Genomic DNA, 26,808 nt, shown 5'->3' on the forward strand with positions numbered 1-26,808 from the left:
CCACATGCGCAAGACGACCACTCTGCGGGCGGCCGCGGCCGCCTCCGCCGCTCTGCTCCTCGTCACCGCCTGCAACAGCCAGCGCGGGCAGGACGACAAGGACGCCTCCGCCGACGGAGCGTGCCAGGGCCAGCAGACCACCGGTATCACCGACAAGGCCATCAAACTGGGCGGCATCTACCCGCTGTCGGGGCCGGCCTCCGCGTACGGCACGATCAGCAAAGGTGTGAGCGCCTACTTCAAGCACGTCAACGACAAGGGCGGCATCGACGGCCGCACGGTGGAGTTCACCGTCCGTGACGACGGCTACCAGCCGCCCAAGGCGGTCGAGGAGGCCCGCAGACTCGTCGAGCAGGAGAAGGTCTTCGCCGTCTTCCAGACCCTGGGCACCCCGTCCACGGCCGCCGTGTGGGACTACCTCGACAAGCGCAAGGTGCCGCAGCCCTTCGTCGCCACCGGTGCCTCCGTCTGGGGTACCGACGACAAGCACCCGTGGACCACAGGCTGGCAGCCCAACTACATCGCCGAGGCACGGGTGTACGCCAAGTACCTCCAGGAGGAGAAGCCCAAGGCCGAGGTGGCCGTCCTCTACCAGAACGACGACTTCGGCAAGGACCTGCTCGGCGGATTCAAGGCGGCCATCGCCGGCGGCGGTATCAAGGTGGTCGCCGAGGAGAGCTACGAGGTCACCGACCCGTCCGTCTCGGCACAGATGACGAGCCTCGCCCGGTCCAAGGCGGATGTGCTGCTCAACATCACCACGCCCAAGTTCGGCAGCCAGGCACTCGCCGCCGATGCCAAGAACACCAAGTGGAACCCGCTGCACATCGTCAACAACGTGTCCTCGTCCGCCTCCGTGCTCAAGCCCGTCGGGTTCAAGAACGTCCAGGGCGTGGTCTCGGCGACCTACTTCAAGGACCCCGCCGACCCGCAGTGGGCCGACGACGAGGAGATGAGGACGTACACCGAGGCGCTGCGCAGGTACGCGCCCGACGCCGACCCGGCCAACCAGTTCAACGCCTATGGCTGGGCCGCCGCCTCCAGCCTGCACAAGGCCCTGGACGCGATGGAGTGCCCGACCAGGGAGGGGCTGCGGGACGCGGTGCGCAACCTCAAGGACGTCAAGGTGGACATGCTGCTGCCCGGCGTCACCCTCTCCACCGGGCCCGATGACGCCTTCCCGATCGAGACGATGCAGCTGATGCGGTTCAAGGGCGAGCGGTGGCAGCTGTTCGGCAAGCCGGTGGACACCCGCAAGGAGTTCGGCCCGCTGGCGAAGTGAGCCGGCGGGGGCGGTCCCGGTCGATGCCCTGACCTCTCGGGACCGCCCCCGCCCGTCATGGGAGGCCCGAAGGGGAACGCGACGCCCGCCGGGCCGAGACCTCGCGGCCCGTGGGGGATGTCGATCAGGCCCGGGGACGACCAGGTCGGCGCGGATCCCACGCGCCGCACCCTCCTCGGCAGCGCGCACGTCCATGGCAGCGTCGTCCGCACCGGCCGTGCCGAGGCACGGGCCACCGCCGGGGAGCCCAGCCGGGCCCTGGCGGCACGGGGGCCGGGGACGCCTCCGCCGGGCCCGGCGGGGCTGCGCGGGGCGAAGGCCCGTAGCGGCTCGTCGTGAGGGGGGCCACCGTGCCTGATGTCATCCCTCATGCCCGCCACGCCACGCCACGTGGCGGGCGAGGCCGCGGCGTCCGCCAGATTTCCATAGGCTTACAGGGTCAGCAGGTCGCGTGCCTTCGGGAACGCCGAGCCACCGCCGCGGACGCCGTCATGCCGGTCACGGCCAGGGCCCGCGGCAGATCGGCGACCGAGTACACGGTGGTGTCCAGCGGTGGAGAAGCGATGACGGAGTTCAGCGCAGGCCACGACGATCCGTTCGCCCCGCACCTCGCTGCCTCGGCGGTGCTCGACGACCGGGGAACAGTGGTCGGATGGAACCGGCGGGCTCAGGAACTGCTCGGCTACCAGGACACAGCCGTGATCGGGTGTCCGGCGTTCGAGATCCTGGTCGATCCTCACGATCTGCCGGCTGTCACCGAGGCCGCCGCGAACTGCCGCAGGGCCGGTTCCTGGGCCGGCGTGCTCAGATTGCGCCACCGTGACGGGCGGCTCGTGGAGCTGGGGCTCAGGGCTCATGAGCTGTCCCGTGACGGCCGGGTCCGTGAGTGGGTCCTTGCGGGGGCGCTCGCGGGTGAGGTCCTCGAATGGCAAAGGGACCGCGCGGTTCTCGACGGGCTGTACCGCCAGTGCCCGATCGGCTTGGTCGTCCATGGCCCCGACCTGAGGATTCTCCGGGTCAACCGCGCCATCGAACGGTTCAGCGGCGTCCCGGCAGCAGACTTTCGGGGGCTGCCCACCGGGCGGATGCTCCTCCCCGACGACGCGCGCAAGGCTGTGGACCGGGTGCGCCAGGTGATGGAGACCGGAAGACCCCTGGTCTACTCCGAACAGTTCGCCCGCCTGGAGCAGGATCCGGCGAGGGAGCGGGTCGCGTTGGTGTCGTCCTTCCGGATGGAAGACCCCTCGGGCCGCATCCTGGGTGTTGCCGAGATGATCGAGGACATCACCGAACGCCATCGGGCCCAGCGCCGGCTCGCACTTCTCGACCAGGCGGGCAGCCGTATCGGAACCACACTTGACGTGGCCGAGACCGCCCGGGAACTCGCCGAGGTGATGGTGCCTCACCTCGCCGACCATGCGTCCGTGGACCTGCTTCAGCCGGTGACGCGCGGTGAGGAACCGACGCGCGCCCTTGCGGGGCCCGTGGTCCGACTGGGGACCTGCAGCATCGGCGCCCAGCAACCCGGCCCGCCCCACCCCCACGGCGAGCCGGTGGAGTTCGGGCCCGATACCCCGCAGGCTGGATGCCTGGCCGAGGGGCGGCCCGTCCTCGAGCCGGTGGTCCCGCCCTACTGGTTCTCGGCGGCAGACCGCCAGGGTGCCCAGGCTCCGGACCCGGGCGCCCACTCCCTGATCGTGGTACCTCTTGCCGCGCGTGGCCTGGTGCTCGGTGTGATGACCCTGTGGCGCTCGCGCCGCCCCGATGCCTTCGAGGCCGACGATCTCACCCTCGCTCAGGAACTCGCCGCGCGAGCCGCCGTCGCCATCGACAACGCCCGGCGCTTCACCCAGCAGCAGCAGACCGCCTTCGCCTTGCAGAGCAGCCTTCTGCCCCGGGCGGTTCCGGACCAGTCGGCCGTCGAGGTGGCCCTGCGGTACCTGCCGGCCAGCGCCGGCCCGGGTCTGGGCGGCGACTGGTTCGACGTCATTCCCCTGTCCGGGGCCCGGGTCGCGCTCGTCGTCGGCGACGTGGTGGGACGCGGCATCCATGCTGCCGCGACCATGGGCAGGCTGCGCACCGCCGTCCACACGCTTGCCAGCCTCGACCTGGAACCGGACGAGGTCCTCTCCCGCCTTGACGACCTGGTCAACCTGCTGGCGGCCGAACAGGAAGCAGTCGGCGAACGGCCCGTGGGGGAGCAGGTTGTCGGCGCCACCTGCCTGTACGCGGTGTACGACCCGGTCTCCGGACGCTGCTCCGTGGCCCGCGCCGGTCATCCGCCGCCGGTGGTGACCGCTCCGGATGGCCGGGTGGCGCTGCTCGACCTCCCCGCGTGCCCCCCGCTCGGCCTGGGCGGGCTGCCGTTCGAGGCCAGGGACATCGAACTGGCCGAGGGAAGTCTGCTGTGCCTGTACACCAACGGAATCATCGGCGAACGGCACCTCGATGCCGAGGTCGGCCTGACGAAGCTGTGCGCAGCGCTCACCCGCCCCGCGGGCGCGCTGGAACGTACATGCCAGGCGGTGGTCGACGCCCTTGTGCCCTCACGTCCCAGTGACGACGTCGTACTGCTGATCGCCCGCACGCGCATGCTGCCGTCGGACAATGTCGCCTCCTGGCGTCTGCCGCCGGGGCCTGCCGCCGCCTCCCGGGCCAGGGCGTTGACCACGGCCAAACTGACCGAGTGGGGTCTGGAGCACCTGGCGTTCACCACCGAGTTGATCGCCAGCGAGCTGGTCACCAATGTGCACCGCTACGCCGGCGGTCCCGCGACCCTGCGGTTGATCCGTGAGCGGTGTCTGGTGTGCGAGGTCAGCGACACCAGCCACACCTCACCACACCTGCGCCGCGCCCGTACGACCGACGAGGGCGGGCGGGGCCTGTTCCTGGTGGCCCAGATGACCGAACGCTGGGGTACGCGCTACACCCGGGAGGGCAAGACCGTGTGGACCGAGCAACCGCTGAGCGGCACGCCCGTCTGACCGTCTGGCAGATGCGGGAGGCCGCCCGGAGTCGGCCCGCCCGCGCCGCCGTGGTCATTCGGCTGCGGCGAGCAGCCGTGCCTCGCTCTCGTCGTACAGGCGCCGGTGCTCATGGCTGTCGGCGGCGCGGCGCCGGTGGTCCAGGCGGCTGCCCAACCAGCCCGCCAGGTAGCCGAACGGAATGGAGACCAGTCCGGTGGTCTGCATGGGGAACAGGTCGAAGTCGGCATGCGGGAAGACGGCGGACGGCGTGCCCGAGACGGCCTTGGAGAAGACCAGGAGCAGCAAGGCGCTGGCCGCGCCGCCGTAGAGGGTGGCGAGCAGGCCGGTGCGCGTGAACCCTCGCCAGAACAGGGAGTAGGTGAGCGCGGGGGCCACCGACGATGCTCCGATGCAGACGGCCAGCGTGGTCAGCACGCCGACGTCCCAGTTCTGCACCGTGGTGGCGAGGCCGATGGCAACGATCCCCACGACCACGCTCGTCCACGCCGCCACCGTCATCTCGGTACGCGGCTCGGCCTGTCCCCGCCGCACCGCATGGGCGAACAGGTCGTGGGCGAGTGTCGAGGCCGCTGCCAGGGTCATCCCTGCGACCGACGACAGCAGGGTGATGAACACCATGCCCGCCACGGCCGAGTAGAGCATCGTCGCGCCTGCGGAGCCGGGGGGCCCGCCGAGCATCTGGGACAGCATGAGCATCGACGTCCTGCCCTGAGGATCGGCCGCGGTGATGTGCTGCGATCCCACCAGGGCCGCCGCGCCCGTACCCATGATGATCACGAGCAGGCAGAACGTGGTGACCGTGCCCACCGCCCATGACATGGAGCGACGTACGGCCGGTACGTCCCGCGCGGAGTACATGCGCATCGTGATGTGTGGCAGGCAGGCCACACCGAGGATGACGGTGATCTGGAAACTGACGAAGTCCAGCCGGCCACTGGTCGTGGTGCCGAGCTGCAGGCCCTGCTGCAGGTAGGCGGGGCCCGCGACGCTGCCGTGTTGGGCGGCCCTGAGGATGGCGCCGGGGCTCCAGTCGAAGCGGTTCAGTACGAGAGCGGCGACGACGATGCTGGTGCCGAGGAGGAGCACGATCTTGATCATCTGGATGAGCGCGGTGCCCCTCATGCCGCCGATCGCCGCATAAATGATCATCAGAGTGCCGACGATGACGATGGACGCCGTCCTGGCGCCCGCCGCGTGGGGGATGTTCAGGATGAAGGTGAGCAGCGACCCGGCTCCGGAGAGCTGGACGACCAGAAAGGGCAGGGTCGCCGAGAGCGTCACCACGCAGGCCGCGATACGCACGGCCCGTCCGGGCATGGTGCGGGCCAGGACGTCGCCCATGGTGAACCTGCCGGCGTTGCGCAGGGGTTCGGCCAGCAGGAACATCAGCAGCACCAGGGACAGGGCGGTACTGACCGCGAGGACATAGCCGTCGTATCCGGTGAGCGCGATGATGCCGGTGGTGCTCAGTACCGTGGCCGCGGAGATGTAGTCGCCCGCGATCGCCAGGCCGTTCTTGAGCGGGGTGAGCGACAGGTAGCCGGTGTAGAAGTTCGTCAGGTCGTCGCGGTCCGGTCCCGCCATGACACACATCATCAGCGTGACGGTGACCAGCGTGGTGAACAGAACCAGGACGGTGCCCTGCGTCCCGGAGCTGAAGTCGTTCATCTGGTCACCCCCGCGTTCCGGCCGGCGGGGACCGCCCGCTCCCTGACGGCGCGGGCCAGCGGATCCACCGAACGTTGTGCGCTGCGTCCGTACCACAAGACGGCGGCGAAGGTGACGACGAGCTGGAGGACGCCCAGGGCCATGCCCAGACTCAGTTCTCCGGTGATCTTGGAACCCATCAGGCCGGGCGCGTAGCAGGAGAGCAGGACGTACACCACGAAGGAGCCGAGCGCGGTGAACGTGGAGATCCGGCGGAGCAGGCGGTAGGCCGAGCGCAGGGCGGCGAGGTCGGCGTCGGGCCGACGAGTCTCGTGCGCGTAGGCGGCGTCCCAGGTGGTGGGCCGCCCGTACGCGTCGTATCGCGGGACGTCGTGCCCGTACGGCTCCGGCCACGAACTCTGCCCGTACGTGTCGTGTCCGGAGGGGATCCGGTGGGGTTCGGGGTGCGGCGGCGGCCATCCCGCGGGTGCTGATGGTGGGTACCGGTTCTCGTCGGCGTACGTCATCGCCTGGCCTTCCACTGCGGCTCGGATCCGTGCGGTGAACAGAGAAGAATGCTTCAGGCGGCGCACCATACCGACTGGTTGGCATGTGAGTAAGCCTGCCGTGGGTCACGTTTCGGGATTGATGTGGTCTCCGGGTGGAGGCCGGCCGGCGGTGGCACCGACGGTGAACTCCGGCTGACGGCGATGTCATCCACGAGTGCGCGCAGTGGTGCGCTTTCGGCGACGTGTGGTTCATCACAGCCGGTTATGTTGTGCACAATTTAATTGCTGGCTAGCGTCTGAGGTCACGGCACCATCACAGGAGGCAGCACCATGGACTTCGTCCGCTACGAGGATTACCGCCCCGCCGAACGGCCGACCTATCAGCAGGAGTTGGAGGCAGTGGTCGCCCAGGTGGCGCAGCGCACCGGCACCTCGGTCGAGCGCGAGGCCGTCGGCCGCGCCGTCCGCACCGCCCACGGGAAGACCTATGGCCTCCTCAAGGCCACGGTCACGGTCGGTGAGAACCCGGACTTCCACGGGCAGGGCATCTTCGCCCGGCCCACCGAGTACGACGCTGTCGTCCGCTACTCCAACGGTCTGGGTCACCAGCGTCCCGACCACCAGCTGGGCGCGGCGTGTGGGATGGGCATCAAGATGTTCGGGGTCCCCGGTTCCACCCTGCTGGCCGACGAACCGGACACCGGTACCTTCGACCTCAACCTGATCAACAACGAGGTCTTCTTCGCGAACACCGCCTACGACTACATGGTCATCGAGGAGTTGTTCGCGGAGCTGCCCGAGGGCCTGGCAAACCCCGCCCGCCGCAAGACGTGGATGGCGGAGTTCCTGACCCGCCGGGGTACGCTCACCGATCCCGACAGCTGGCTCTGGGACGAACTGTTCGCCATGCTCTCGTTCACCACCGTCCCGCGCAGGAACCTGCTGTCGTACAGCTACAACAGCATGGGTGCCTTCCGTTACGGCGATCACATCGCCAAGATCCGCACCGTGCCGACGGCCGAGTCCCTGGCCGCCCTCACACACCAGATCGTGGACGTGCACGCGGACAACGAGGCGTTCCGCCGCACCCTGGTCGCGGAGGCCGCGGAGCGCGACCACTCCTTCGAGCTCCAAGTGCAGCTCAACACCGACCTGGCTCGCATGCCGGTGGACAACACCTCCGTGAAGTGGCCCGAAGAGTTGTCCCCCTGGGTCACCGTCGCCCGTGTCGATCTCCCGCGGCAGGACATCGGCGGGGACGACAACGTGGCGGCCGCCGACGCCACGTCGATCACACCGTGGCGCTCGCGAGAGGAGCACCGGCCCATCGGCGAGATCCAGCGGGTGCGGCAGGAAGTGTACCGGCGCTCGTCCATCGAGCGGCACCACATCAACGGACAGCAGCGGAGCGAACCGGTCGGCAGCGCGCAACTGCTCGGCTGAGCCGGTCAAGGCGCGTGCCGGGCAGCGGATCCCCGGCCCCGCGCGGGCGGCGGTGGGCAGGATCAGCGGGTGGGGTCGAGGAGGATCTTGCGGACGCCCTCGGAGCGGCCTGCGAACAGTTCGTACGCCGCCGGGCCTTCGGAGAGGGGGAAGTGGTGGGAGACGACCACCTCCGGCTTGATCCGGCCGGCGAGGGTGAGCGCGATCAGGGGCGGGAGTTCGTAGTGCACCGAGCACAGCCCGATGGCGAACTCCAGCTCCTTGATCTGCGCCAGTCCCATGTGGAAAGGGAACGCCTTGCTCTGGCTGACCCCGACGACGCTCACCCGGCCCGCCTGTCGGACGGCCTTGAGGGCGAGTTCGATGGTGGCGTCCGAGCCCACGGCTTCCACCACGGCGTCCGGTCCGCGTCCGCCGGTCATCTCCCGTATGGCGGAGCGTGCGTCGTCGCCCTCGACCGGCTCGGCACCCAGGGTGGCGGCGAAGGCACGGCGCTCCGCGACCAGGTCCGCGGCCAGCACCCGCGCGGCGCCCATCGAGTAGGCGGACTGGACGGCCATGAGGCCGACCGGCCCGAGGCCGATGACCAGGACGGTCTCACCGGGCTGGATGCGGGCACGGCGGCAGCCGTACCAGGCCGTGGGGGCGTTGTCCGTCAGGACGACGGCGGCCTCGTCTGAGATGCCCTCGGGCAAGTGCACCAGATTGACGTCGGCGTAGGGCACCGCCAGGGCCTGAGCCTGACTGCCCGGCAATTGCGGGCTCACTCCGTAGCAGAGTTCGGTGCTGGACTTCGCGCGCTCGCAGCGGGCGGTGAACCCGGCCGCGCACGACCGGCACAGGGCGCAGCCGACCGAGGCGGGCACGAGTACCCGGTCGCCGGGCTTGAAGCCGGTGACCTGGTCGCCGGTTTCGAGCACCACGCCGACGCACTCGTGTCCCGGCGAGTAGCCCAGTTCCGGGCTGAACGGGTTGCCGTGGTAGATGTGGAGGTCGCTGCCGCAGATGCCGGCCGCGGTCACCTGGACCACCGCGTCCGTGGGACGGGTGACGGCCGGGTCCGGAACATTCCCGTAGCGGATGTCGTGACGGCCGTGGTAGCTCAGTGCTTTCACCGGATCTCCCCTTCCGCTCCGCCCGGTCAGTCCGCGATCTGCAGCACGAGCTTGCCGTGGTTCTCACCACGGAAGAGCCGCATCAGGGTTTCGGGAAACGCCGCCACTCCGCCCTGCACCACGTCCTCCAGGGACTTCAGCCGGCCCTGCGTTCGCCACGTGGCCAGTTGCGCGATCCCCTCGGCGTACCGGTCGGCGTAGTCGAACACCACCAATCCCGTCATGGAGGCGCGGTTCACCAGCAGCGATAGGTAGTTGCCGGGGCCTTGCGGCTTGGTGCTGTTGTACTGGGAGATCGCGCCGCAGACGACGATGCGGGCACCGCGTGCCAGTCGAAGCAGCACGGCGTCCAGGACATCACCGCCGACATTGTCGAAGTACACGTCGACGCCGTCGGGGGCGTGCTCGCGCAGCGCCTTGCGGACGTCCTCCTTCTGGTAGTCGATCGCGGCGTCGAACCCGAACTCGTCGACCACCAGCCGGCACTTGGACTCGCCGCCGGCGATGCCGATGACCCGGCAGCCCAGGATCTTGGCGATCTGGCCGACGACGCTGCCGACCGCCCCCGCCGCTCCGGAGACGACGACGGTCTGACCGGGCTCGGGACGCCCGATGTCGATCAGCCCGAAGTAGGCCGTCAGGCCCGGCATGCCGAGAGCGCCGAGGTACGTCGGCAAAGGGGCGGCCGCCGGATCGACCTTGGTCACGTCGCGGCCGTCCGACACGCAGTACTCCTGCACGCCGAACGAGCCCGAGACATGGTCGCCGACCGCGAACCCGGAGTGCCGCGAGGCGATCACCCGTCCCACCGCGCCGGCGCGCATGACCTCGCCGATCTCCACGGGGCGGATGTAGGACCTGCCCGCGTTCATCCAGCCGCGCATCGCCGGGTCGATCGACAGACAGAGCACCTGCACCAGGAATTCACCGTCGCCCGGCTCACCGGCCGGCTCCTCGACATGCTCCCAGTCGGTGGGTCGTGGTTCTCCCACGGGACGTGCGGCCAGGCGCACCTGGTGGTTGGTGCTGCTCATCTTCGGCGGCTCCTTCGACGGTCGCGTGGGATCGGCGGCCAGTGCGGCCACGCGGGCCGCCGTCGCCGCGTATCGACGCGATTTTGCGTGGCATACCGTCCAGTCGGTATGGACGGTGAGCGTACGATGCCGTCACGTCGGAGGCAAGAGCCGCCTCGTGATCGCCTTCGAGGTGCCCGGGTTGTCGCCGTACAGCCCCTCGGAGACCTCCTCCGTCGCGGATCGCCGTCTGGTTCACCCCGGTGCTCTGCCTGCCGGTTCAGATGGGACGAAGAGAGACACCCGTGCGCGGCGGAGGGCGCCTGACGGGCCATCTGCCCAGGTCAGGCGCCCTTTCTTCGGTGTCTAGAAGAAGCCCAGCTTCTTCGGTGAGTACGACACCAGCAGGTTCTTGGTCTGCTGGTAGTGCTCCAGCATCATCTTGTGCGTCTCCCGGCCGATCCCCGACTGCTTGTAACCGCCGAAGGCGGCGTGCGCCGGGTAGGCGTGGTAGCAGTTCGTCCAGACGCGGCCCGCCTGGATCGCCCGGCCCGCGCGGTACGCCGTGTTGATGTCACGCGTCCACACTCCGGCGCCGAGGCCGTACAGGGTGTCGTTGGCGATTTTGACGGCGTCGTCGAAGTCGTCGAACGAGGCCACCGAGACGACCGGTCCGAAGATCTCCTCCTGGAAGACGCGCATCCGGTTGTCGCCCTCGAAGATCGTCGGCTGGACGTAGTAGCCGCCCTTCAACTCGCCGTCGTACTCCGCGCGTTCGCCGCCGGTGAGTACCTTGGCGCCCTCCTGGCGGCCGATGTCGATGTAGGAGAGGATCTTCGACAGCTGCTCGCTGGAGGCCTGCGCGCCGATCATGGTCTCGGTGTCGAGGGGGTTGCCCGGCTTGATCAGCGCGGTGCGGGCGACCGCCGCCTGGAGGAAGTCGCCGTAGTTGCCGCGCTGGATCAGTCCGCGCGACGGGCAGGTGCACACCTCGCCCTGGTTCAGCGCGAACATGGTGAACCCCTCGAGGGCCTTGTCGCGCAGATCGTCGTCCTTCTCCCAGATGTCGTCGAAGAAGAGGTTCGGCGACTTGCCGCCCAGCTCCAGCGTGACGGGCTTCAGGTTCTCGGCGGCGTACTGCATGATCAGCCGGCCCGTGGACGTCTCGCCCGTGAACGCGACCTTCGCCACCCGGGGACTGGAGGCGAGCGGCTTGCCCGCCTCGGGGCCGAAGCCGTTGACGATGTTCACCACGCCCGGCGGCAGCAGGTCCGCGACCAGGCTCATCCAGTAGTGGAGGGAGGCCGGGGTCTGCTCGGCCGGTTTGATGACCACCGCGTTGCCGGCCGCCAGCGCCGGCGCGAGCTTCCACGCGGCCATCAGAATCGGGAAGTTCCACGGGATGATCTGCGCGACGACGCCGAGCGGCTCGTGGAAGTGGTACGCCACCGTGTCCTCGTCGACCTCGCTGAGCGAACCCTCCTGCGCGCGCACCGCCCCGGCGAAGTAGCGGAAGTGGTCGATGGCCAGCGGGATGTCCGCCGCCAGCGTCTCCCGGACCGGCTTGCCGTTCTCCCAGCTCTCCGCGACCGCGAGGGGCTCCAGAGAGGCCTCCATACGGTCGGCGATCTTCAGCAGGATGTCCGAGCGCTCGGTCGCCGACGTACGCGCCCAGCCGGGCGCGGCCGCGTGCGCCGCGTCGAGAGCCCGCTCCACGTCCTCCTCCGTGCCGCGAGCCACCTCGGTGAACGGCTGCCCGTTGACGGGAGACGGGTTCTCGAAGTACTGCCCGCGGGCCGGCGGCACGTACTCGCCGCCGATGAAGTGGTCGTAGCGCGCCTGGTAGGAGACGATCGCGCCCTCGGTGCCGGGCGCCGCGTAACGGGTCATGCCGGTGTGCCTCCCTCAGCAGGGCCGCCCGCCGTTGGGCGGCTCTGGCGGGAGGCTAGGGACGCGGACGTTGCAGCGACGTTGCGGTGCCAGGTCCTGTCGTCACCTTCCCGTCTGCCGTGCGACGCCCGGCACGACCTGGCGGCGCGCCCAGCGCTCCGGTGCCGTCAGTTCCTTCTCCAGCGCCGTCAGGCGCGCCCGTATCGCCGCTGTCGGGCGGACCGCCGCCAGCGCCCGCCAGACGGCGAGGTCGTCCTCGCCCCACGGCGAGTGCGCCCAGTCCGCCAGCAGGTCGGGGTCCTGGCCGGCGATCAGCGCGGCGCGCAGACCGTCGGCGAGGCGCTCCCGGAGCCGTACGACCGCCGGCGCCTGCGAGGCCGGCAGCAGCGGCCCGGTGTAGGCCGCCAAAGCCGCCGTCAGCGCGCCCGAGGCCAGCCGCCGTTCGACCACCGAGACGTCGGACTCCAGGGGAACGGTGAGCCGGTAGGGGCGCGACGCCAGCAGCCCGGGGCCGAGCACCCCGCGCAGCCGGGCGAGTTCCGCCCGCAGGGTCACCGGCGTCACCGACTCGTCCTCGTAGAGCGCGCACAGCAACTCGTCGCCGGTCAGGCCCTCCGGGTGCCGGGCCAGGAGCACCAGGATCTCGCTGTGCCGGCGGCTGAGCCTGATGCCGCCGCCCGAGGTGACCAGGCGTGCCTCGTCCCTGCCGAGCGCGGTCAGCTCCGGCATGCCGGCCCGCGGCCGCTCGGGGGTGAGCAGCGCCAGCTGGGCCTCCGCGGCCCGCGCGACCGCCTGGACGAAGCCCAGGCTGTGCGGATGGGCCAGCCCGTCGCCGCCGGTGATGTCCACCGCCCCCAGCACCCTCCCGGTCCGTGGATCGTGCACGGGCGCGGCGGCGCAGGTCCACGGCTGCACCCGCCGGATGAAGTGCTCCGCCGCGAACACCTGCACCGGACGGTCCACGGCGACCGCGGTACCCGGCGCGTTCGTCCCGACGGCGCTCTCCGCCCACCGCGCGCCCGGCACGAAGTTCATCCGCCCCGCCTGCCTCCGCGTCGCCGCGTGCCCCTCGACCCACAGCAGCCTGCCGTGCGCGTCGCACACCGCGAGCAGGTGCTCTCCGTCGGCGGCGAACGTGCCCATGAGTTCGCGGAACAGCGGCATCACCCGGGCCAGCGGATGCTCGGACCGGTACGTGCCGAGATCGCCGTCGGTCAGTTCCACACTCGCGGTGCCGTCGGGACCGACCCCGGCCCGCGCCGAACGCCGCCACGAGTCCGCCACGACGGCCCGCACCGGCCTCGGTACCGTCCCCGCCTCGGTGAACGTCTGGTGCGCCCGGCGCAGGATCCGTACCCGCTCGGCAGGGTCGGCCCCCGGCTCCAGGGCCACCCACGGATCGCTCGGCAACTAGCCCTCCCGGCAGACGACACGGCTGGGGACATCGTCACGCCGGGTGTGCGGTGCGACAACCGTTTGGACAGGGTCGTCCGAAGTCGGGCATCCCGGTCCGGTCCCGACCGGGTCCGCCGCCCTTCAGACGCGGTTCACGAGTCTCATGTACCGTCCCCAGTCCCAGTTCGGACCGGGATCGGTGTGGTCCGTGCCCGGCACCTCGTAGTGGCCGATGATGTGCGCGCGGTCCCGGGGGATGCCGTACCGCGCGCAGACCGATGCCGTGAGCCGGGCGGACCGCTCGTACATCGCGTCGGTGAAGGAGGCGGGCCGGTCCACCCATCCCTCGTGCTCGATGCCGACGCTGCGGGTGTTGTACTCCCAGTTCCCCGCGTGCCAGGCGATGTCGGACTCGCGTACGCACTGCGCCACATGGCCGTCGGCGGAGCGCACGACGTAGTGCGCGGACACCTTCTTCTTCGGGTTCTGGAAGACGGACAGGGCCTGGGCGTAGTCGGTCTGTGTGACGTGGATGACGACACGGTCGATGGGGTGGGCGGCGGGGCGGTCGGAGGGGGTGCGGTTGGAGCCGGTCGCGGGCTGCCACTCGGCGTGCCGGTAGTCGACGGCCTGGGTCTGCGCGCCGGCCGGTGCGCCGGGGAGGAGGGTGTACGGGACGGCGACGAGGGCGGCGCCGGTCAGCATCCGCCGCCTGGTGGGCCCCGACTGGGTTACTGCTTGCCTGATGTGAGGGTCGCTCATGGCTGCGCTCTCCGTTCTGCGGAGACCGACGGCTCGCCCCGCGGGGATCACGTTACGGCGCTCACCGGTCGGGCAGCGGGAGGCTGTGGAGTTCGGTGGACACAAGCCCCCTTGTGGACAACTCGCTCACCCGAACGTGGAGTTTCGGCCCAGCGCAGCTCGCGGGCGGTCCCTCGGCGCCCGCGCCTTTCCCGGGCCCTCGGTAGTCCGTCACCCGCCAAGGCCCTCGGCCGTCGGTCGCCCGGCAGCCCTCGGCCGTCCGTCACGACCCAGGGCCTCGGCCACCCGGCAACCCTCGGCCGTCCGTCACGACTCAGGCCGGCCGGCGCGGCGGTGGTGGAGGCGGGCGCGGAGGCGGAGGCGAGGCCCTCGGCCACCCGTCACCCGTCAGCCCCCTGCCGCCCGCAGGCCGCGACCCTCGCGCCCCCGAGACCCAGCGCCCCGTGACCTCACGCCCCCGCCCTCCCCCGTGACCTCGCGCCCCCCGTGACCTCGCGTCCCCACCCTGACCCGTGCGACCTTTCAGGCCCCCTCCGCCCCCACCGCGGCCGGGTCGTCCAGCACGGCTCGCACCACCGAGTGGGCGGCCCCCAGCAACGGCCCCTCGGGGCCGAGCCGGGACACGGAAACGGGGCGTGCGGGGCCGGCCGAGCGCCGGGCGAGTTCGGATTCGAGTGACGGCAGCAGCCAGGGGGCGAGCCCGGCCAGGGCGCCGCCGAGCACGACGCTCTCGGGGTCCAGCAGGTTGAGCGCCCCGGTGAGGGCGATGCCGAGCGCCGTTCCCGCCTCGCGCAGGGCCCGCCGTACGTCAGGGTCGCCGTCCGCCGCGCGCCCCGCGAGGAGTCCGACGCGGTCGCCGCCCGGTTCGAGCCCGGCCGCCCGCAGCACCGCCTCCTCGCCGGCGTACTGCTCGAGACACCCCCGGCCGCCGCAGACGCACTGCGGCCCGTCGGGGTGGACCGGCACATGCCCCAGTTCGCCCGCGAAGCCACGGGTGCCACGCAGCAGGCTGCCGTCCACGACCAGCGCGGCGCCGATGCCGATCTCGGCGGAGACATGAAGGAAGTCGCGCGGCGTGCGCTCGCCGAGCCAGAGCTCGGCCAGCCCGCCGAAGTTGGCCTCGTTGTCCACCGTGAGCGGGTAGTCACCGGGCAGCAGGGCGCCGAGGTCGATGTCGTGCCAGTCGAGGTTCGGGGCGCGTACGACCGTCCGGCCGTCGCGGGCGACCAGGCCGGGGACGGCGACGGCGAGCCCGGCCGGCCACAGCCCCTCGGCCGCCGCCTCGGCGACGACCTCGCGCAGCAGCCCGGTCAGCTCCTCGATCACCGGTTCGGGGGAGCGACCCCGGTTCGTCCCGTGCCGCACGGCGCGCGCCCGCACCTCGCCGCGCAGGTCGACGGCGCAGACCGCGAGATGGTCGACGCCGATCTCGGCGCCCAGCCCCGCGGGGCCGCGTCCGCTCACCGCCAGCGCCGATCCGGGCCGGCCCACCCGGTTGGGCCGCTCCGGGCCCAGCTCCTCCAGCAGGCCGGTGCGTATCAGCTCGTCGACGAGCGTCGACACCGCCGCGCGCGTCAGGCCGATGCGGGAGGCGACCGCTGCCCGGGACAGCGGCCCCTGGGCGCTGACGGCGTGCATCACCCGCGCCAGGTTGCGGCGGCGCATGCCCTGCTGGGTGTCGGGCAGCGCACGCCCCGGGCCGGTGGCGCGGGCCTCGTGCGGAGGTGCGGTCATGCCTGAGTCGATTCGTCGTCGATGGTCAGTGGGTGGGCCGGCTCCGCTCCAGCAGCGGGGCCGCGTCGGAGAGTACCCCGGCGATCCTGGCCAGCGCCGCCTCGTCCCGCTCCACGGCGTCGAGGACCGGACCCCGCGCGGTGTTCCAGCGGCGGGCGACGGCGGCCGGGTCCTCGCCGGTCAGCAGCCCGGCGGCCTGTGCCGCCGCGCCGAGCGCGACGAGTTCCTTCGCCTCGGGGATCTGCACCGGCCGCCCCGACAGCCGCCGTACCGTCTGCTGCCAGGCCGTGCCGCGGGCGCCGCCGCCGATCAGCAGCAGCGGAGCCGAACGGTCGGCTTCCTCGTCGAGGACCAGGTCGAGCGCGCCGAGCAGCGAGTGCACGGCACCGTCGTAGGCGGCCTGCAGGAGTTGCCCGGCCGTGGTGTCGTGGCGCAGGCCGTGCAGCAGGCCCGAGGCGTTCGGCAGGTTCGGGGTGCGCTCGCCGTCCAGGTAGGGCAGCAGCGTGAGCTCCTCGGTGGCCTCCACCGCCTCGCGGTCCAGGCCCAGCAGCGCCGCGAGCCGGTCCACGGCGAGCGTGCAGTTCAGGGTGCAGGCCAGCGGCAGCCAGTCGCCGTGGGCGTCCGCGAAGCCCGCCACCGTGCCGGTCGGATCGGTGGGGCGGCGCTTCGCCACCGCGTACACCGTGCCCGACGTGCCGAGGCTCAGCACCGGAGTGCCGGGACGCAGCCCGAGGCCGAGCGCCGCCGCCGCGTTGTCGCCGGTGCCGGGCGCGACCAGGGTGCCCTTGGAGAACGGCAGGTCGTGGCTGTCGCGCACGGTGCCCGCGATCTCACCGGGGCGCACCACGCGGGGGAGCAGTGCCGGGTCGAGCCCGACATGGGCGAGGATCTCCTCGTCGTAGCCCTCCGTCGCGGACGCCCACCAGCCGGTGCCGGAGGCGTCGCCGCGGTCGGTGGTGCCCTCGCCCGTGAGGCGCTCGGTGAGGTAGTCGTGGGGGAGCCGGACGGCCTTCGTCGCACGCAGGGCCTCCGGCTCGTGCTCGGCGAGCCAGGCCCACTTCGTGACCGTGAAGGAGGCGGCCGGGACGGACCCGGTGCGCTCCGCCCAGAACTTCGCCCCGCCGAGCTCCTCGGTCAGCCGCCGGGCCTGGGGGGCCGAGCGCACGTCGTTCCACAGCAGCGCCGGCCGCACCGGCTCGCCGTGCCCGTCCAGGGTGACCAGCCCGTGCTGCTGCCCGCCGATCGACACCGCGGCGGCCTCGCGCGCCGCGTCACCGCACTGGCGCAGCGCCTCGTGCAGGGCGTCCCACCACTGACGCGGGTCGCTCTCGCGGCCGGCCCCGGAGGACACGGTGTGCGGGGCCTGGCCGCTCGCGACGACCTCGCCGGTGGCCGCGTCGACGACCAGCGCCTTGGTGGACTGGGTGGACGAGTCCACGCCGACGACGAGCGGACCCTCGGCTGCTGACATCGGGCTCTCCCTCAAGTTTTTCCGCGGCTCTGCGGGATCTGTCTTCCCAGAGATGCGTTCGCATACTAATTTGTAAACGGCCATGACGAAATAGTCAGCGAGACAGTCTTCAAGCAAGGAGCCGCGGCATGAGCTACCAGCCCACCCCCGAGGACAGGTTCACCTTCGGCCTGTGGACCGTCGGCTGGCAGGGGAGGGACCCGTTCGGCGACGCCACACGGCGCGCCCTCGACCCGGTCGAGACGGTGCAGCGCCTGGCCGAGCTGGGTGCCTACGGCGTGACGTTCCACGACGACGACCTGATCCCGTTCGGGTCCTCCGACAGCGAGCGCGAGGAGCACATCAAGCGCTTCCGCCAGGCCCTGGACACCACCGGTATGACCGTGCCGATGGCCACCACCAACCTCTTCACGCACCCCGTCTTCAAGGACGGCGCGTTCACCGCGAACGACCGCGACGTGCGTCGTTACGCCCTGCGCAAGACGATCCGCAACATCGACCTGGCCGTCGAGCTGGGTGCGAAGACCTACGTCGCCTGGGGCGGCCGTGAGGGCGCGGAGTCCGGTGCCGCCAAGGACGTACGCGTGGCCCTCGACCGGATGAAGGAGGCCTTCGACCTCCTCGGTGAGTACGTCACCTCCCAGGGCTACGACCTGCGCTTCGCGATCGAGCCCAAGCCGAACGAGCCGCGCGGCGACATCCTGCTGCCCACCGTCGGCCACGCCCTGGCCTTCATCGAGCGCCTGGAGCGCCCGGAGCTGTACGGCGTCAACCCCGAGGTCGGGCACGAGCAGATGGCCGGGCTGAACTTCCCGCACGGCATCGCCCAGGCGCTGTGGGCGGGCAAGCTCTTCCACATCGACCTCAACGGCCAGTCCGGCATCAAGTACGACCAGGACCTGCGCTTCGGCGCCGGCGACCTGCGCTCGGCGTTCTGGCTGGTCGACCTGCTGGAGAGCGCCGGTTACGCGGGCCCGAAGCACTTCGACTTCAAGCCGCCGCGCACCGAGGACCTCGACGGCGTGTGGGCGTCCGCCGCGGGCTGCATGCGCAACTACCTGATCCTCAAGGAGCGCGCGGCCGCGTTCCGCGCCGACCCGGAGGTCCAGGAGGCCCTGCGCGCCTCCCGCCTCGACGAGCTGGCCCAGGCCACCGCCGCCGACGGCCTGCAGAGCCTGCTCGCCGACCGCACCGCGTTCGAGGACTTCGACGCCGAGGCGGCCGCCGGCCGGGGCATGGCCTTCGAGCGGCTCGACCAGCTCGCGATGGACCACCTGCTCGGCGCCAGGGGCTGACCGGCGCCCCCGGACGAACCTCCGCACGGAATACGCCGGAATCATGCCCTCCCTGGCATGACCCCGTATCAACTTCCGTGTGGGGGTCGTCCCTCGTGCGGTTCGCGGGGACGCTGGACACATGGCCACGCCACCCGTACCGCCCCAGCCGCCCGGACCGCCGAGTGACACGCCGCCTCCCGGCGGCTTCGGACCCCCTCCCTCCGGTTACGGCGCCGGCGGCCCCCGACGGCGCAGGAACCCGCTCGTCGTGGTGCTCGCGCTGCTGGTCACCGCCGGAGCCGTGCTCGCCGTCGTCCTGATGGCCTCGGACGGTGACGACTCACCGGACGACGAGCCGACCGGGAGCCGCACCGGTTCCTCTCCCGCCCCTTCGATCAGCCTTCCGGTGGAGCTGCCCAGCGGGTTGCCGAGCGAACTGCCGTCCGGACTCCCGAGCACTCTGCCGACCCGGCTCCCGAGCACCCTGCCGACCGAGATCCCCAGCGACCTGGAGTCGCTGCTGCCGTCCCTCAGCGCGCTGCTGCCCTAGCGTCCCCCGCGCGCGTGGAGGTGCCGGCACCCACACGCGCGCGTACTCCGGACGCGGGGCGCGATCAGGCCGTCACACGCCCCGCGGCAGCCGCACGTAGACCACACGCGTCTCGACACCGCTGTCCACCAGCCGGCCCTGCGCGTCGAACGCGCCCGCGCCGTCCGTCATCCCGAAGTCGTTGTCGTTGATCAGGGCGAGCGTGTCGTGGTCCACGCGCGCGACGCCCTCGATCTTCCCCGGCACCCCGGCCACCGTGCCCAGGTCGACGACCAGCCGCTTGGACAGCACCGGGACCCCCGAGGCCGCCGGGTCGTCCAGTTGTTCCAGCGACGGCGACGTCGCGGCGTCGTCCCAGCGACTGCCCAGGATGTCCGCCCCGCGCCTCAGACGGACCTCCTGCAGGCGGGCGGCCTTGTCCGTCCGCTCCTCGACCAGCAACCGGTCGCCGCCCACGGCGACCACCGAGGAGATCTTGAGCTCAGAGGGGTCGTCCTCGCCCGGGTCGACGACGTTCACCGGGTCGAAGCGGTACGCGTACTCGGCGGTGACCGCCATCTCGCGCGGTGAGAAACGCAGCAGGCGCGCGGTGCGCGAGCTCTCGCCGGCGTCCGTGTCGGGCAGCGACAGGGGGCTCTGGACGGCCAGCACCAGATCACCGCCGGGCAGTTGGGCGAGCCCCTCGAAGCCGCGGTTGGTCTTCCGGTGGAGCAGCACCGGGGGCAGCGCTTCCACCACCGGGTAGTCCGCGCCCGTCAGGTGCAGCCCCTCGGGGACGTAGCGCGTCAGCACCTCCCCGCGCGCGGACACGTGCACCAGCGAGGGACCGTACTCGTCGGCGAGCCAGAAACTCCCGTCCGCGGACCGCACGATGCCCTCGGTGTCCAGCCCGTCCGGGTTGTACGACAACGGTGTCCGGGCGTCGTAGGAGTACGGCGCCTCGTCGCGCCCCGCCTGATCGGACAGGCCCGTGACGGGCTTTCCTGAGGAGGTGGTGAGCGGGATCGCCCGCAGTACCTTCACCGCGTCCCCGGTCACCCGGATCCGCACGATCGCAGGATCGAAACCGGGGACCGGGAAGGTGCGGCGCTTCGCCCCGTCGGCCTTGATCTGCCCGTTGGGCCCGCGGTCCGTGACCGTCCAGAACTCGCCCTTGCGGCCCGTCGGAAAGATGTCGCTGCCGATGCCGCCGAGGTCCACACCCCGGTCGTCGTCCACCGTGCCGGGCAGCAGGCCGTTGCTGAACGCCCCGAGCGGGATGTCGCCGAGCGTCGCGGTCCGCGTGACGTACGCCGGCCCGGAGGCGGGTCCCGCGGTCGCCGGACCGGCCGTGACGAGGGCGGCCAGCACGGCGAGAGGCACCCCCGCGGCGACGGAACGGCGGACGCGGCGGCGACCGGTGGAGTGCGGGGACATCGGGCCTCCTGAGGAGCACGTTCGGTGACAGCGGCCAGAGTCGGCGCGGCCGCCGAACGGCGTACGACCTTCCGGTGAACGCGGGGCGTCGGGTCCCCGGCGGACCGACACCCCGCCCCACCTCGAGCTGAGGAAGGCGCTTACTCGCCGTCCGGCCGGGCCGCGGCCAAGGCCGTCGCCGGGTCCTGCGCGGCGATCCCGGCCGGCATCCAGCGACCGCCTTCCTCGCGGTACGGCCACCAGCGACCGTCCCGCCCGAGGCGCAGCTGACCGGACGCCCCGACGGCCGTCCACCGGTTGCCCCTCGCCCGCAGCACCGGCCGTTCGTCCTCCTCCCAGGCCGACTCCAGCGCCGCACGCGCGCGTGCGAGCACGTCGCCCTCCACGGTCCACTCCTCCTCCAGGACCGACAGCGCGTCCGCACCTCCGTACCGCCAGGCCCGTACGGCCGCCGCCAACTGGTCGCGGCTGCGCCCCGAACCGGCGGCGAGCCGCTCGGTCACCCGGCCGTTCTCCGGCTCCCCGCCGGCGGGGGAAGCCAGTCGCACCGCGTCCTGCGCCACCGTCAACGGCGCTGCGGAGCCCAGAGGTTCGTCGCCGCCGTGCAGTGCTTGCGAGAGCAGGAGACGCGCGGTGGCGGCCGTCCGGGCGGCGAGGATCTCCAGGGCCGCCGGATCCACCCCCGGCGGAGGCGGGGCTTCCGTGTCCAGCGAAGGCGGTACGCCCGGCTCCCGGGGGAACCCGGGCACGGCCGGCAACGGCGGCAGCACGTCTCCCGCCGCGTACGCCTCGGCCGCGTCCACCCCCTCCGGCCGCGGAGGTTCCGCCTCGGCCGGAGCGACCGTGCCACGGGCCTGCAGGGCGTCGAGCACGGCCTGTTCGGCGCGTCCTCGGAGCAGCAGCAGGAGGAACGGATCCTGGTCGAGCAGTCGCGCCACCTGGTAGCAGAGCGCCGCCGTGTGACCGCAGTGGTCCCAGGCGCCGCAGTCGCACTCGGCCTCCAGCTCGCCGAGCCCCGGCAGCAGGTCGACACCGGCCGTCGCCGCGTCCTCCACCAGATGCGGCGGCATCTCACGGTCGAGGAGCGCGGCGACATGCCCGGCCCGCTCCGCCGCCAGGTCCAGAAACCGGCTCCACTCCGCGTCCGAGAGTTCGCCGAGCAGCACATCGGCCCGGTGCGCGGTCCGGTCGCGATCCCGTACGACGGCCGTGATGCGCCCCGGCCGCACCGACACCGCGCCCACCGCGCCCGCGCGCGCCATCCCGCGTCCCGTCCGCACCTGCCCGGCGTCCAGCGCGCCGTCCTCCAGCGCGGTCAGCCATGCCCGGCCCCACCAGCTCTGCGCGAACCCCCTCCCGCGCGCGGGAGGCAGCGCGGCGAACGTACGCTCCAGGTCGTCGTGCGCGTTCATCGCGTGCCCCCTCGCAGCTCGACCAGATCGGCCAGCTCACTGTCCGTCAGTTCCGTGAACGCCGCCTCGCCGGACCCCAGCACGGCGTCGGCGAGGTCCTGCTTGCGGCGCAGCATGTCGGCGATACGGTCCTCGATCGTGCCCTCGGCGATCAGCCGGTGCACCTGCACGGGCCGGGTCTGGCCGATGCGGTACGCCCGGTCGGTGGCCTGCGCCTCGACGGCCGGGTTCCACCAGCGGTCGTAGTGCACGACGTGCTCCGCGCGCGTGAGGTTGAGCCCTGTGCCGGCCGCCTTCAGGGAGAGCAGGAACACGGGGACCTCACCGTCCTGGAAGCGCCGGACCATCGCCTCGCGCTCGGCCACGGGCGTCCCGCCGTGCAGGAACTGCGTGGGCACGCCGCGCGCCGCCAGGTGCCGCTCCAGAAGCCGCGCCATGCGTACGTACTGGGTGAAGACCAGGACGCCCGCCCCCTCGGAGAGGATCGTCTCGAGCAACTCGTCGAGGAGCTCCAGCTTCCCGGAGCGTCCCGCGGTCCCCGGACGCTCCTCCTTGAGGTACTGCGCCGGATGGTTGCAGATCTGCTTGAGGCCGGTCAGGAGCTTCACGATCAACCCGCGACGTGCCATGTCGTCGGCCGCGGCGATCGCCGCGAGCGTCTCGCGCACCACCGCCTCGTACAGACCCGTCTGCTCCCTGGTGAGCGCCACCGGCCGGTCGGTCTCGGTCTTGGGCGGCAGCTCAGGGGCGATTCCCGGGTCCGACTTGCGGCGGCGCAGCAGGAACGGCGCCACGAGCCGGGCGAGCCGCTCCGCCGCCGCCGGATCCCCGCCGCCCTCGACGTCACGCGCGTACCGCCTGCGGAACGCGCCCAGGCGGCCCAGCAGACCCGGTGTCGTCCAGTCCAGGATCGCCCACAGCTCCGACAGGTTGTTCTCCACCGGGGTCCCGGTCAGCGCGACACGCGCGCGTGCGCCGATGGTGCGCAGTGCCCGCGCGGTCGCCGAGTACGGGTTCTTCACGTGCTGCGCCTCGTCCGCCACGACCAGGCCCCACGGCACCTCCCCGAGCCGGCCGGCGTCCAGCCGGAGGGTGCTGTAGGTGGTGAGCACGAACTCCCCGTCGGCCAGGGAGTCCAGGTCACGGCGCGGCCCGTGGAAGCGGCGCACCGGCGTACCGGGGGCGAATCTCTCGATCTCGCGCTGCCAGTTGCCCATCAGCGACGTCGGGCAGACCACGAGGGTCGGACCGGCGGCCGAGACGTCGGTCTGGCGGTGGAGGTGCAGGCTGATCAGCGTGATGGTCTTGCCGAGTCCCATGTCGTCGGCCAGGCAGCAGCCGAGCCCGAGCGACGTGTTCCGCGCCAGCCAGTCCAGGCCGCGCCGCTGATAGTCGCGCAGCGTGGCGTCGAGCGCGGCGGGCTGCTCCACCGGCTCCCGCGCCTCGGGGCTCGTCAGCCGTTCCCGAAGGGCCGCCAACGGGCCCGTGGGCCGCACCTCGACCCAGCGGCCGTCCACCTCGGCGGAGCCCGTCAGGGCGGCGCCGAGCGCTTCGACGGGCGTCACCTTGCGGTCCTGCCGGGCGCGTGCCCGGCGCAGTTCCCGCGGGTCGATCAGGACCCACTGGTCCCGCAGCCGTACGAGGGGCCGGCCGGCCTCCGCCAGACGGTCCAGCTCCTCACGTGTGAGCCGCTGGTCGCCCACGGCGAACCACCAGGTGAACGACAGGAGCGCGTCGGCCGAGAGGAAGGACGGCGTCTTCGGGTCCGAGCCGTCCCTTCCGTCCCCTTCCGCGTCGTCCTCCGGCAGCCCCACCACCGCGCGGGCGGTCAGGGTACGGGCCAGTTCCCTCGGCCAGTGCACCTCGACGCCCGCGCCCGCCAGCGCCCGCGAACCGTCCCCGAGCAGTTCGGCGATCTCCTCGTCGAGAAGGTCGACGGAGTCGGGGACACCGGCCGACAGCAGCGGGGTGAGCGCGGGCCAGGCCCGGGCGGCGCGGCGCAGGGCCAACAGCGCGTCCATGCGCGCGCGGGGACCGAATCCGTCGCGCGTGGCTCCGGCGTCGCCCCAGATCTCGGCGGCGTCCACGACGAGCGCGGGATCGCTCACACTGTGCACCTGAGGCACGGCCCGGAAGCGTGCCACCGTCTCGCCGGACGCCGGGACCGCTGCTCCGGGCGTCTCGATCCCGGTCGTCTCGATCCCCGACACCTCGATCCGCAGCGACACCCGTACACCCGCGTCGTGGCCCGCGGCGACGTCGGCGACCCATGCGCGCAGCTCCGGCAGGCGCCGCGGCCGCGGGGCGGCGTAGGCAGGTCCACCCGTGACGAGCGGGGCGGCGGGGGAGCGGGGCAGCGCGTCGGCGACCGCGTCCAGGAAGGCCCGCAGCAGGCGCTCCGGGTCCGGCAGCCGCAGGGGTGGTGCCTCGTCGACGGGCACGGCGTGGGCCTCGGGCGGCATCGAGGCGGCCAGCCGGCGGACCTCCTCGATGTCCTCCGGCCCGAGCGGACCGGCCCGCCAGGCGTCGTGGTCGTCCGACGACAGGCCGGGCAGCAGCAGGCCCCGCGCCACGCACTGCAGCGCCAGCAGGGATGCCGCGCCCCAGAACACGGCGGCCCGGTGCCCTGCGTCGGCGACGCGCGCGCGTGCGAGAACCGGCAGGGCCTCCCGCACCGGCAGCAGCACGGCACGCACGCGCGTGAGCGACACGCCGGCAGCGGCGGGCTGGACGACGGTCAGGTCCTCGACGGTCGCGGACGCGACGGGAGGAGCGATGTCACCGGGCCCGCCGACGTCACCATCGGGTCGCCAGAAGGCGACGCGGCCGGTGCGGGCCGGGACGCCGGGCACGAACACGGCGGGGCGCCAGGCCAGTTCGGAGATCTCGGGCACTGCTTCCACGGGAACCCTCTGCACAGTGATGAGACTACTCCTCAAATTTGACTACCGCAGTGGAGTCGCCGAGGGTACCGCACCTGCCTCCCGAACGCGCACTCTGTCTCCAGGGTTTCCGCGCGAGGGCGGAAGGGCATCTCAGGGTGCCTCGGGGGTGTAGGTCAGGGAGGTTTCAGGGTCGCGTCCGGAACCGCGCGTGGCGCGCACCCGTTTTCATGACAGAGAGCGGCAGGGGCCGCGAAGGAGGCGACGCACATGTCGAGGAACGCGAAGATCGCCGCAGGAGGTGTGGCGGTCGGACTGCTGTTGTTGATCTGGCTGCCCTGGTGGGCGGCGCTGCTGATCGTGCTGGGAGTGCCGGCGGCGGCCTACCTCACGCTGGACCCCTCGCAGCGGCGCAGGCTGCGCCGGGTCACCCGCAAGGAGCTCGGCCGCTGAGGAGGCGGGGACCGCGATGAGGCGCCCGTCCCTCGCGGGACGTGCGGGGCATGACGGCCCCGCGGCAGCACCTCGTCGCGGCCCTCGCGCACTCCCGAAGCGGACGTCGGGCCGAATTCCGTCTCAGAGCGGACGTACGGCCATCTTGTCGAGCGCCTCCAGCAGCCCCGGCAGCTCCGGGCCCCGGCCGACCGGCAGTACCTCACCGGGCCGCGCGTCGAGCAGGAGGAACGCCATGTCGTCGGTCCTGGCCACCAGCGACCAGCCGGGCCCGTCGGCGCGCAGGGTGCGTGCGTCGCCGGACGCGAAGGACGACCGCACCCGGCCCAGCGGCGGCGGGGTGTCCACATAGGACCGGGCCTCGGCGAGGACGCGCCGTATGTCGCTGCGTTTTTTCGGCGAGGCATCCCCGGACCCGCCGCCGTTCCCCTCCGCGCCCCCGTCGGCCGCCGCTCCGCCACCGTCCGCCTCGGCGGTGTCCTCCGCGGGCGGGTGGGTGAAGGCGGCGTCGTCTATCTGGTCCCGCCACATGCCCCACTGGAGCGCGATCTCGTCGGCCCCCAGGCGCCGCTGGGCCGGCCCCCAGACCGACGTGTCCGGAGGGGACAGCACGGGGCCCTCCGCGATCTCCGGGGCGGGATCGTGCGGCGCGGGTACGCCGGGCGCCGCGACGGCCACGGCGAGGGGCCATCCGGGCAGGGCGGCGACCACCGTCCGCTCGTCCGGCGACAGGTCGTGCTCCATACCGCAGTCCCAGGACGCGATCGCCACCGCCACCAGCGACACGTCGTCGATGACGACCGTCCACCGCGCGCCCTCGCCGTCCTGGCCGAGCACCAGGCCGTACCCGTCGGCCAGCGGCGCGAGGCCGAGCGCCGCACACGCCTCCGGATAGTCGTCGCCGAGCACACTCGGGAACTTCGCCGGCGTCAGCAGCGCCGCCGTGAGCACATAGAGCGCATCGTCCGCGGCGGTGACGGCGTCCTCGTCCGTCCCGGCCATCCCAGCCTCCCCATCGCTTCGTCCAACGGCGCGCACCCTAGTGCGCCGGGAAGGCGCTTGTCACGACTCCCCGACATACCCGGAGCTGCAGCTTTCCGACCTGACGGGGCGAATCGGCCACCTTTCGTCGTCCCGTCACACCGTCGGCAGCCCCAGCAGCGCCCGCGCCACGGTCCGGGGCGACTCGTCCCGCTCACGCGCGAGCGCCACGACGGCGCGGCAGGCGAGTTCGTTGACCCCGAAGGACAGCGCCTCCGGCGACACCCAGCCGGCCGCCTCGTCGATGCGGTCCTGATCGTCCTCCGCGCACGCCGAGACGTACGCGGCAGCGGCCTCGAACAGGTTGTGCGGGCGCTTCCTGGCATCGGGCCCCCGCCCGCCGGGGGCGTCGGCACGGCCGGCGTCACCGGGGCGCGGCCGCCCGCGCAACGTGTCGAGGAACCTGGCACCCGCCGTGCGAACCTTGTCGAACATGGTGATGGCCTTCCCCCTGTGTGGTTGTCATGGTCGGGTTGATCGTTTCATCTCTCTTTACCCAACGTAGAGTTGGAGTCACGGCGGCAGAAGG

At 72.2% G+C, this 26,808-nt stretch carries 21 protein-coding genes; 7 read left to right on the top strand and 14 right to left on the bottom strand.

Features of this window, described 5'->3' with window-relative positions:
• Positions 1-4: 4 nt before the first annotated feature.
• The 3 genes from ACFY30_RS10830 to ACFY30_RS10840 all read left to right on the top strand — a co-directional run bounded on the left by ACFY30_RS10830 (position 5) and on the right by ACFY30_RS10840 (position 4,266).
• Positions 5-1,282 carry an ABC transporter substrate-binding protein gene (locus ACFY30_RS10830; RefSeq protein WP_390844856.1) on the top strand — a complete coding sequence of 426 codons (1,278 nt, stop codon included), beginning with the start codon at positions 5-7 and terminating at the stop codon, positions 1,280-1,282.
• Positions 1,283-1,399: 117 nt separating this feature from the next.
• Positions 1,400-1,621 (top strand): hypothetical protein, encoded by a 222-nt coding sequence (locus tag ACFY30_RS10835; protein ID WP_390844857.1) that lies wholly within the window; start codon positions 1,400-1,402, stop codon positions 1,619-1,621.
• A gap of 224 nt (positions 1,622-1,845) precedes the next feature.
• Positions 1,846-4,266, top strand: coding sequence for a SpoIIE family protein phosphatase (locus tag ACFY30_RS10840; RefSeq protein ID WP_390844858.1), 2,421 nt, complete (start codon positions 1,846-1,848; stop codon positions 4,264-4,266).
• Positions 4,267-4,320: 54 nt separating this feature from the next.
• Here ACFY30_RS10840 and ACFY30_RS10845 read toward each other — a convergent pair whose 3' ends face one another.
• Positions 4,321-5,937 (bottom strand): cation acetate symporter, encoded by a 1,617-nt coding sequence (locus tag ACFY30_RS10845; protein ID WP_390844859.1) that lies wholly within the window; start codon positions 5,935-5,937, stop codon positions 4,321-4,323.
• Complete coding sequence (locus ACFY30_RS10850; RefSeq protein ID WP_390844860.1) at positions 5,934-6,443, bottom strand: DUF485 domain-containing protein; 510 nt, start codon at positions 6,441-6,443, stop codon at positions 5,934-5,936. Before ACFY30_RS10850 ends, ACFY30_RS10845 begins: the two co-directional genes overlap by 4 nt.
• A gap of 312 nt (positions 6,444-6,755) precedes the next feature.
• Here ACFY30_RS10850 and ACFY30_RS10855 point away from each other — a divergent pair, with 312 nt between their 5' ends.
• Positions 6,756-7,868, top strand: coding sequence for a catalase family protein (locus ACFY30_RS10855; RefSeq protein WP_390844861.1), 1,113 nt, complete (start codon positions 6,756-6,758; stop codon positions 7,866-7,868).
• Between the two features lie 62 nt (positions 7,869-7,930).
• Here ACFY30_RS10855 and ACFY30_RS10860 read toward each other — a convergent pair whose 3' ends face one another.
• The 7 genes from ACFY30_RS10860 to xylB all read right to left on the bottom strand — a co-directional run bounded on the left by ACFY30_RS10860 (position 7,931) and on the right by xylB (position 17,248).
• Positions 7,931-8,983 (bottom strand): alcohol dehydrogenase catalytic domain-containing protein, encoded by a 1,053-nt coding sequence (locus ACFY30_RS10860; protein ID WP_390844862.1) that lies wholly within the window; start codon positions 8,981-8,983, stop codon positions 7,931-7,933.
• A gap of 26 nt (positions 8,984-9,009) precedes the next feature.
• Complete coding sequence (locus ACFY30_RS10865; protein WP_390844863.1) at positions 9,010-10,017, bottom strand: NADP-dependent oxidoreductase; 1,008 nt, start codon at positions 10,015-10,017, stop codon at positions 9,010-9,012.
• A 345-nt stretch (positions 10,018-10,362) separates the two neighbouring features.
• Positions 10,363-11,886 carry an aldehyde dehydrogenase family protein gene (locus tag ACFY30_RS10870; RefSeq protein WP_390657465.1) on the bottom strand — a complete coding sequence of 508 codons (1,524 nt, stop codon included), beginning with the start codon at positions 11,884-11,886 and terminating at the stop codon, positions 10,363-10,365.
• A 102-nt stretch (positions 11,887-11,988) separates the two neighbouring features.
• A complete protein-coding gene (locus tag ACFY30_RS10875) occupies positions 11,989-13,296 on the bottom strand; it encodes a GAF domain-containing protein (RefSeq protein ID WP_390844864.1) in 1,308 nt (435 codons plus the stop codon).
• A 126-nt stretch (positions 13,297-13,422) separates the two neighbouring features.
• The gene (locus ACFY30_RS10880) at positions 13,423-14,043 is read right to left on the bottom strand and encodes an N-acetylmuramoyl-L-alanine amidase (protein ID WP_390844865.1); all 621 of its coding nucleotides are present in this window, start codon (positions 14,041-14,043) and stop codon (positions 13,423-13,425) included.
• A 522-nt stretch (positions 14,044-14,565) separates the two neighbouring features.
• Entirely contained in the window at positions 14,566-15,777 is a 1,212-nt protein-coding gene (locus ACFY30_RS10885; protein ID WP_390844866.1) for an ROK family protein, read from the bottom strand.
• A gap of 25 nt (positions 15,778-15,802) precedes the next feature.
• On the bottom strand, positions 15,803-17,248 hold the full coding sequence (gene xylB, locus ACFY30_RS10890; protein WP_390844867.1) for a xylulokinase: 1,446 nt from the start codon (positions 17,246-17,248) through the stop codon (positions 15,803-15,805).
• A gap of 128 nt (positions 17,249-17,376) precedes the next feature.
• Between xylB and xylA the strand changes: the two genes are divergently transcribed.
• Together xylA and ACFY30_RS10900 are read left to right on the top strand one after the other, a co-directional pair.
• On the top strand, positions 17,377-18,543 hold the full coding sequence (xylA, locus tag ACFY30_RS10895; protein ID WP_390844868.1) for a xylose isomerase: 1,167 nt from the start codon (positions 17,377-17,379) through the stop codon (positions 18,541-18,543).
• Positions 18,544-18,664: 121 nt separating this feature from the next.
• Positions 18,665-19,075, top strand: coding sequence for a hypothetical protein (locus ACFY30_RS10900; protein ID WP_390844869.1), 411 nt, complete (start codon positions 18,665-18,667; stop codon positions 19,073-19,075).
• Positions 19,076-19,147: 72 nt separating this feature from the next.
• Here the strand turns inward: ACFY30_RS10900 and ACFY30_RS10905 are convergent, their stop codons facing one another.
• The 3 genes from ACFY30_RS10905 to ACFY30_RS10915 form a co-directional block, all read right to left on the bottom strand.
• Positions 19,148-20,491, bottom strand: a complete 1,344-nt coding sequence (locus ACFY30_RS10905; RefSeq protein WP_390844870.1) for an esterase-like activity of phytase family protein — start codon at positions 20,489-20,491, stop codon at positions 19,148-19,150.
• Positions 20,492-20,631: 140 nt separating this feature from the next.
• On the bottom strand, positions 20,632-21,903 hold the full coding sequence (locus tag ACFY30_RS10910; protein ID WP_390844871.1) for an SWF or SNF family helicase: 1,272 nt from the start codon (positions 21,901-21,903) through the stop codon (positions 20,632-20,634).
• Positions 21,900-24,821, bottom strand: coding sequence for an SNF2-related protein (locus ACFY30_RS10915; RefSeq protein WP_390844872.1), 2,922 nt, complete (start codon positions 24,819-24,821; stop codon positions 21,900-21,902). The genes ACFY30_RS10910 and ACFY30_RS10915 overlap by 4 nt, the downstream gene beginning before the upstream one ends.
• A gap of 234 nt (positions 24,822-25,055) precedes the next feature.
• Between ACFY30_RS10915 and ACFY30_RS10920 the strand changes: the two genes are divergently transcribed.
• The gene (locus ACFY30_RS10920) at positions 25,056-25,238 is read left to right on the top strand and encodes a hypothetical protein (protein WP_189713538.1); all 183 of its coding nucleotides are present in this window, start codon (positions 25,056-25,058) and stop codon (positions 25,236-25,238) included.
• A 123-nt stretch (positions 25,239-25,361) separates the two neighbouring features.
• On the opposite strand, the gene ACFY30_RS10925 is transcribed toward ACFY30_RS10920, so the two are convergent.
• Both ACFY30_RS10925 and ACFY30_RS10930 read right to left on the bottom strand, forming a co-directional pair.
• Complete coding sequence (locus ACFY30_RS10925) at positions 25,362-26,240, bottom strand: hypothetical protein (RefSeq protein WP_390844873.1); 879 nt, start codon at positions 26,238-26,240, stop codon at positions 25,362-25,364.
• A gap of 135 nt (positions 26,241-26,375) precedes the next feature.
• Complete coding sequence (locus ACFY30_RS10930) at positions 26,376-26,714, bottom strand: hypothetical protein (protein WP_390844874.1); 339 nt, start codon at positions 26,712-26,714, stop codon at positions 26,376-26,378.
• Positions 26,715-26,808: the final 94 nt, after the last annotated feature.

This window comes from Streptomyces sp. NPDC000345, from assembly GCF_042898825.1.
Lineage (GTDB): Bacteria > Actinomycetota > Actinomycetes > Streptomycetales > Streptomycetaceae > Streptomyces.

Excerpts from the sequence above, each read along its gene's own strand:
- ACFY30_RS10830 (WP_390844856.1), top strand. The coding sequence starts at position 5 with ATGCGCAAGACGACCACTCTGCGGGCGGCCGCGGCCGCCTCCGCCGCT.
- ACFY30_RS10835 (WP_390844857.1), top strand. The coding sequence starts at position 1,400 with ATGTCGATCAGGCCCGGGGACGACCAGGTCGGCGCGGATCCCACGCGC.
- ACFY30_RS10840 (WP_390844858.1), top strand. The coding sequence starts at position 1,846 with ATGACGGAGTTCAGCGCAGGCCACGACGATCCGTTCGCCCCGCACCTC.
- ACFY30_RS10845 (WP_390844859.1), bottom strand. The coding sequence starts at position 5,937 with ATGAACGACTTCAGCTCCGGGACGCAGGGCACCGTCCTGGTTCTGTTC.
- ACFY30_RS10850 (WP_390844860.1), bottom strand. The coding sequence starts at position 6,443 with ATGACGTACGCCGACGAGAACCGGTACCCACCATCAGCACCCGCGGGA.
- ACFY30_RS10855 (WP_390844861.1), top strand. The coding sequence starts at position 6,756 with ATGGACTTCGTCCGCTACGAGGATTACCGCCCCGCCGAACGGCCGACC.
- ACFY30_RS10865 (WP_390844863.1), bottom strand. The coding sequence starts at position 10,017 with ATGAGCAGCACCAACCACCAGGTGCGCCTGGCCGCACGTCCCGTGGGA.
- ACFY30_RS10870 (WP_390657465.1), bottom strand. The coding sequence starts at position 11,886 with ATGACCCGTTACGCGGCGCCCGGCACCGAGGGCGCGATCGTCTCCTAC.
- ACFY30_RS10880 (WP_390844865.1), bottom strand. The coding sequence starts at position 14,043 with ATGAGCGACCCTCACATCAGGCAAGCAGTAACCCAGTCGGGGCCCACC.
- ACFY30_RS10885 (WP_390844866.1), bottom strand. The coding sequence starts at position 15,777 with ATGACCGCACCTCCGCACGAGGCCCGCGCCACCGGCCCGGGGCGTGCG.
- xylB (WP_390844867.1), bottom strand. The coding sequence starts at position 17,248 with ATGTCAGCAGCCGAGGGTCCGCTCGTCGTCGGCGTGGACTCGTCCACC.
- xylA (WP_390844868.1), top strand. The coding sequence starts at position 17,377 with ATGAGCTACCAGCCCACCCCCGAGGACAGGTTCACCTTCGGCCTGTGG.
- ACFY30_RS10900 (WP_390844869.1), top strand. The coding sequence starts at position 18,665 with ATGGCCACGCCACCCGTACCGCCCCAGCCGCCCGGACCGCCGAGTGAC.
- ACFY30_RS10905 (WP_390844870.1), bottom strand. The coding sequence starts at position 20,491 with ATGTCCCCGCACTCCACCGGTCGCCGCCGCGTCCGCCGTTCCGTCGCC.
- ACFY30_RS10910 (WP_390844871.1), bottom strand. The coding sequence starts at position 21,903 with ATGAACGCGCACGACGACCTGGAGCGTACGTTCGCCGCGCTGCCTCCC.
- ACFY30_RS10920 (WP_189713538.1), top strand. The coding sequence starts at position 25,056 with ATGTCGAGGAACGCGAAGATCGCCGCAGGAGGTGTGGCGGTCGGACTG.
- ACFY30_RS10925 (WP_390844873.1), bottom strand. The coding sequence starts at position 26,240 with ATGGCCGGGACGGACGAGGACGCCGTCACCGCCGCGGACGATGCGCTC.
- ACFY30_RS10930 (WP_390844874.1), bottom strand. The coding sequence starts at position 26,714 with ATGTTCGACAAGGTTCGCACGGCGGGTGCCAGGTTCCTCGACACGTTG.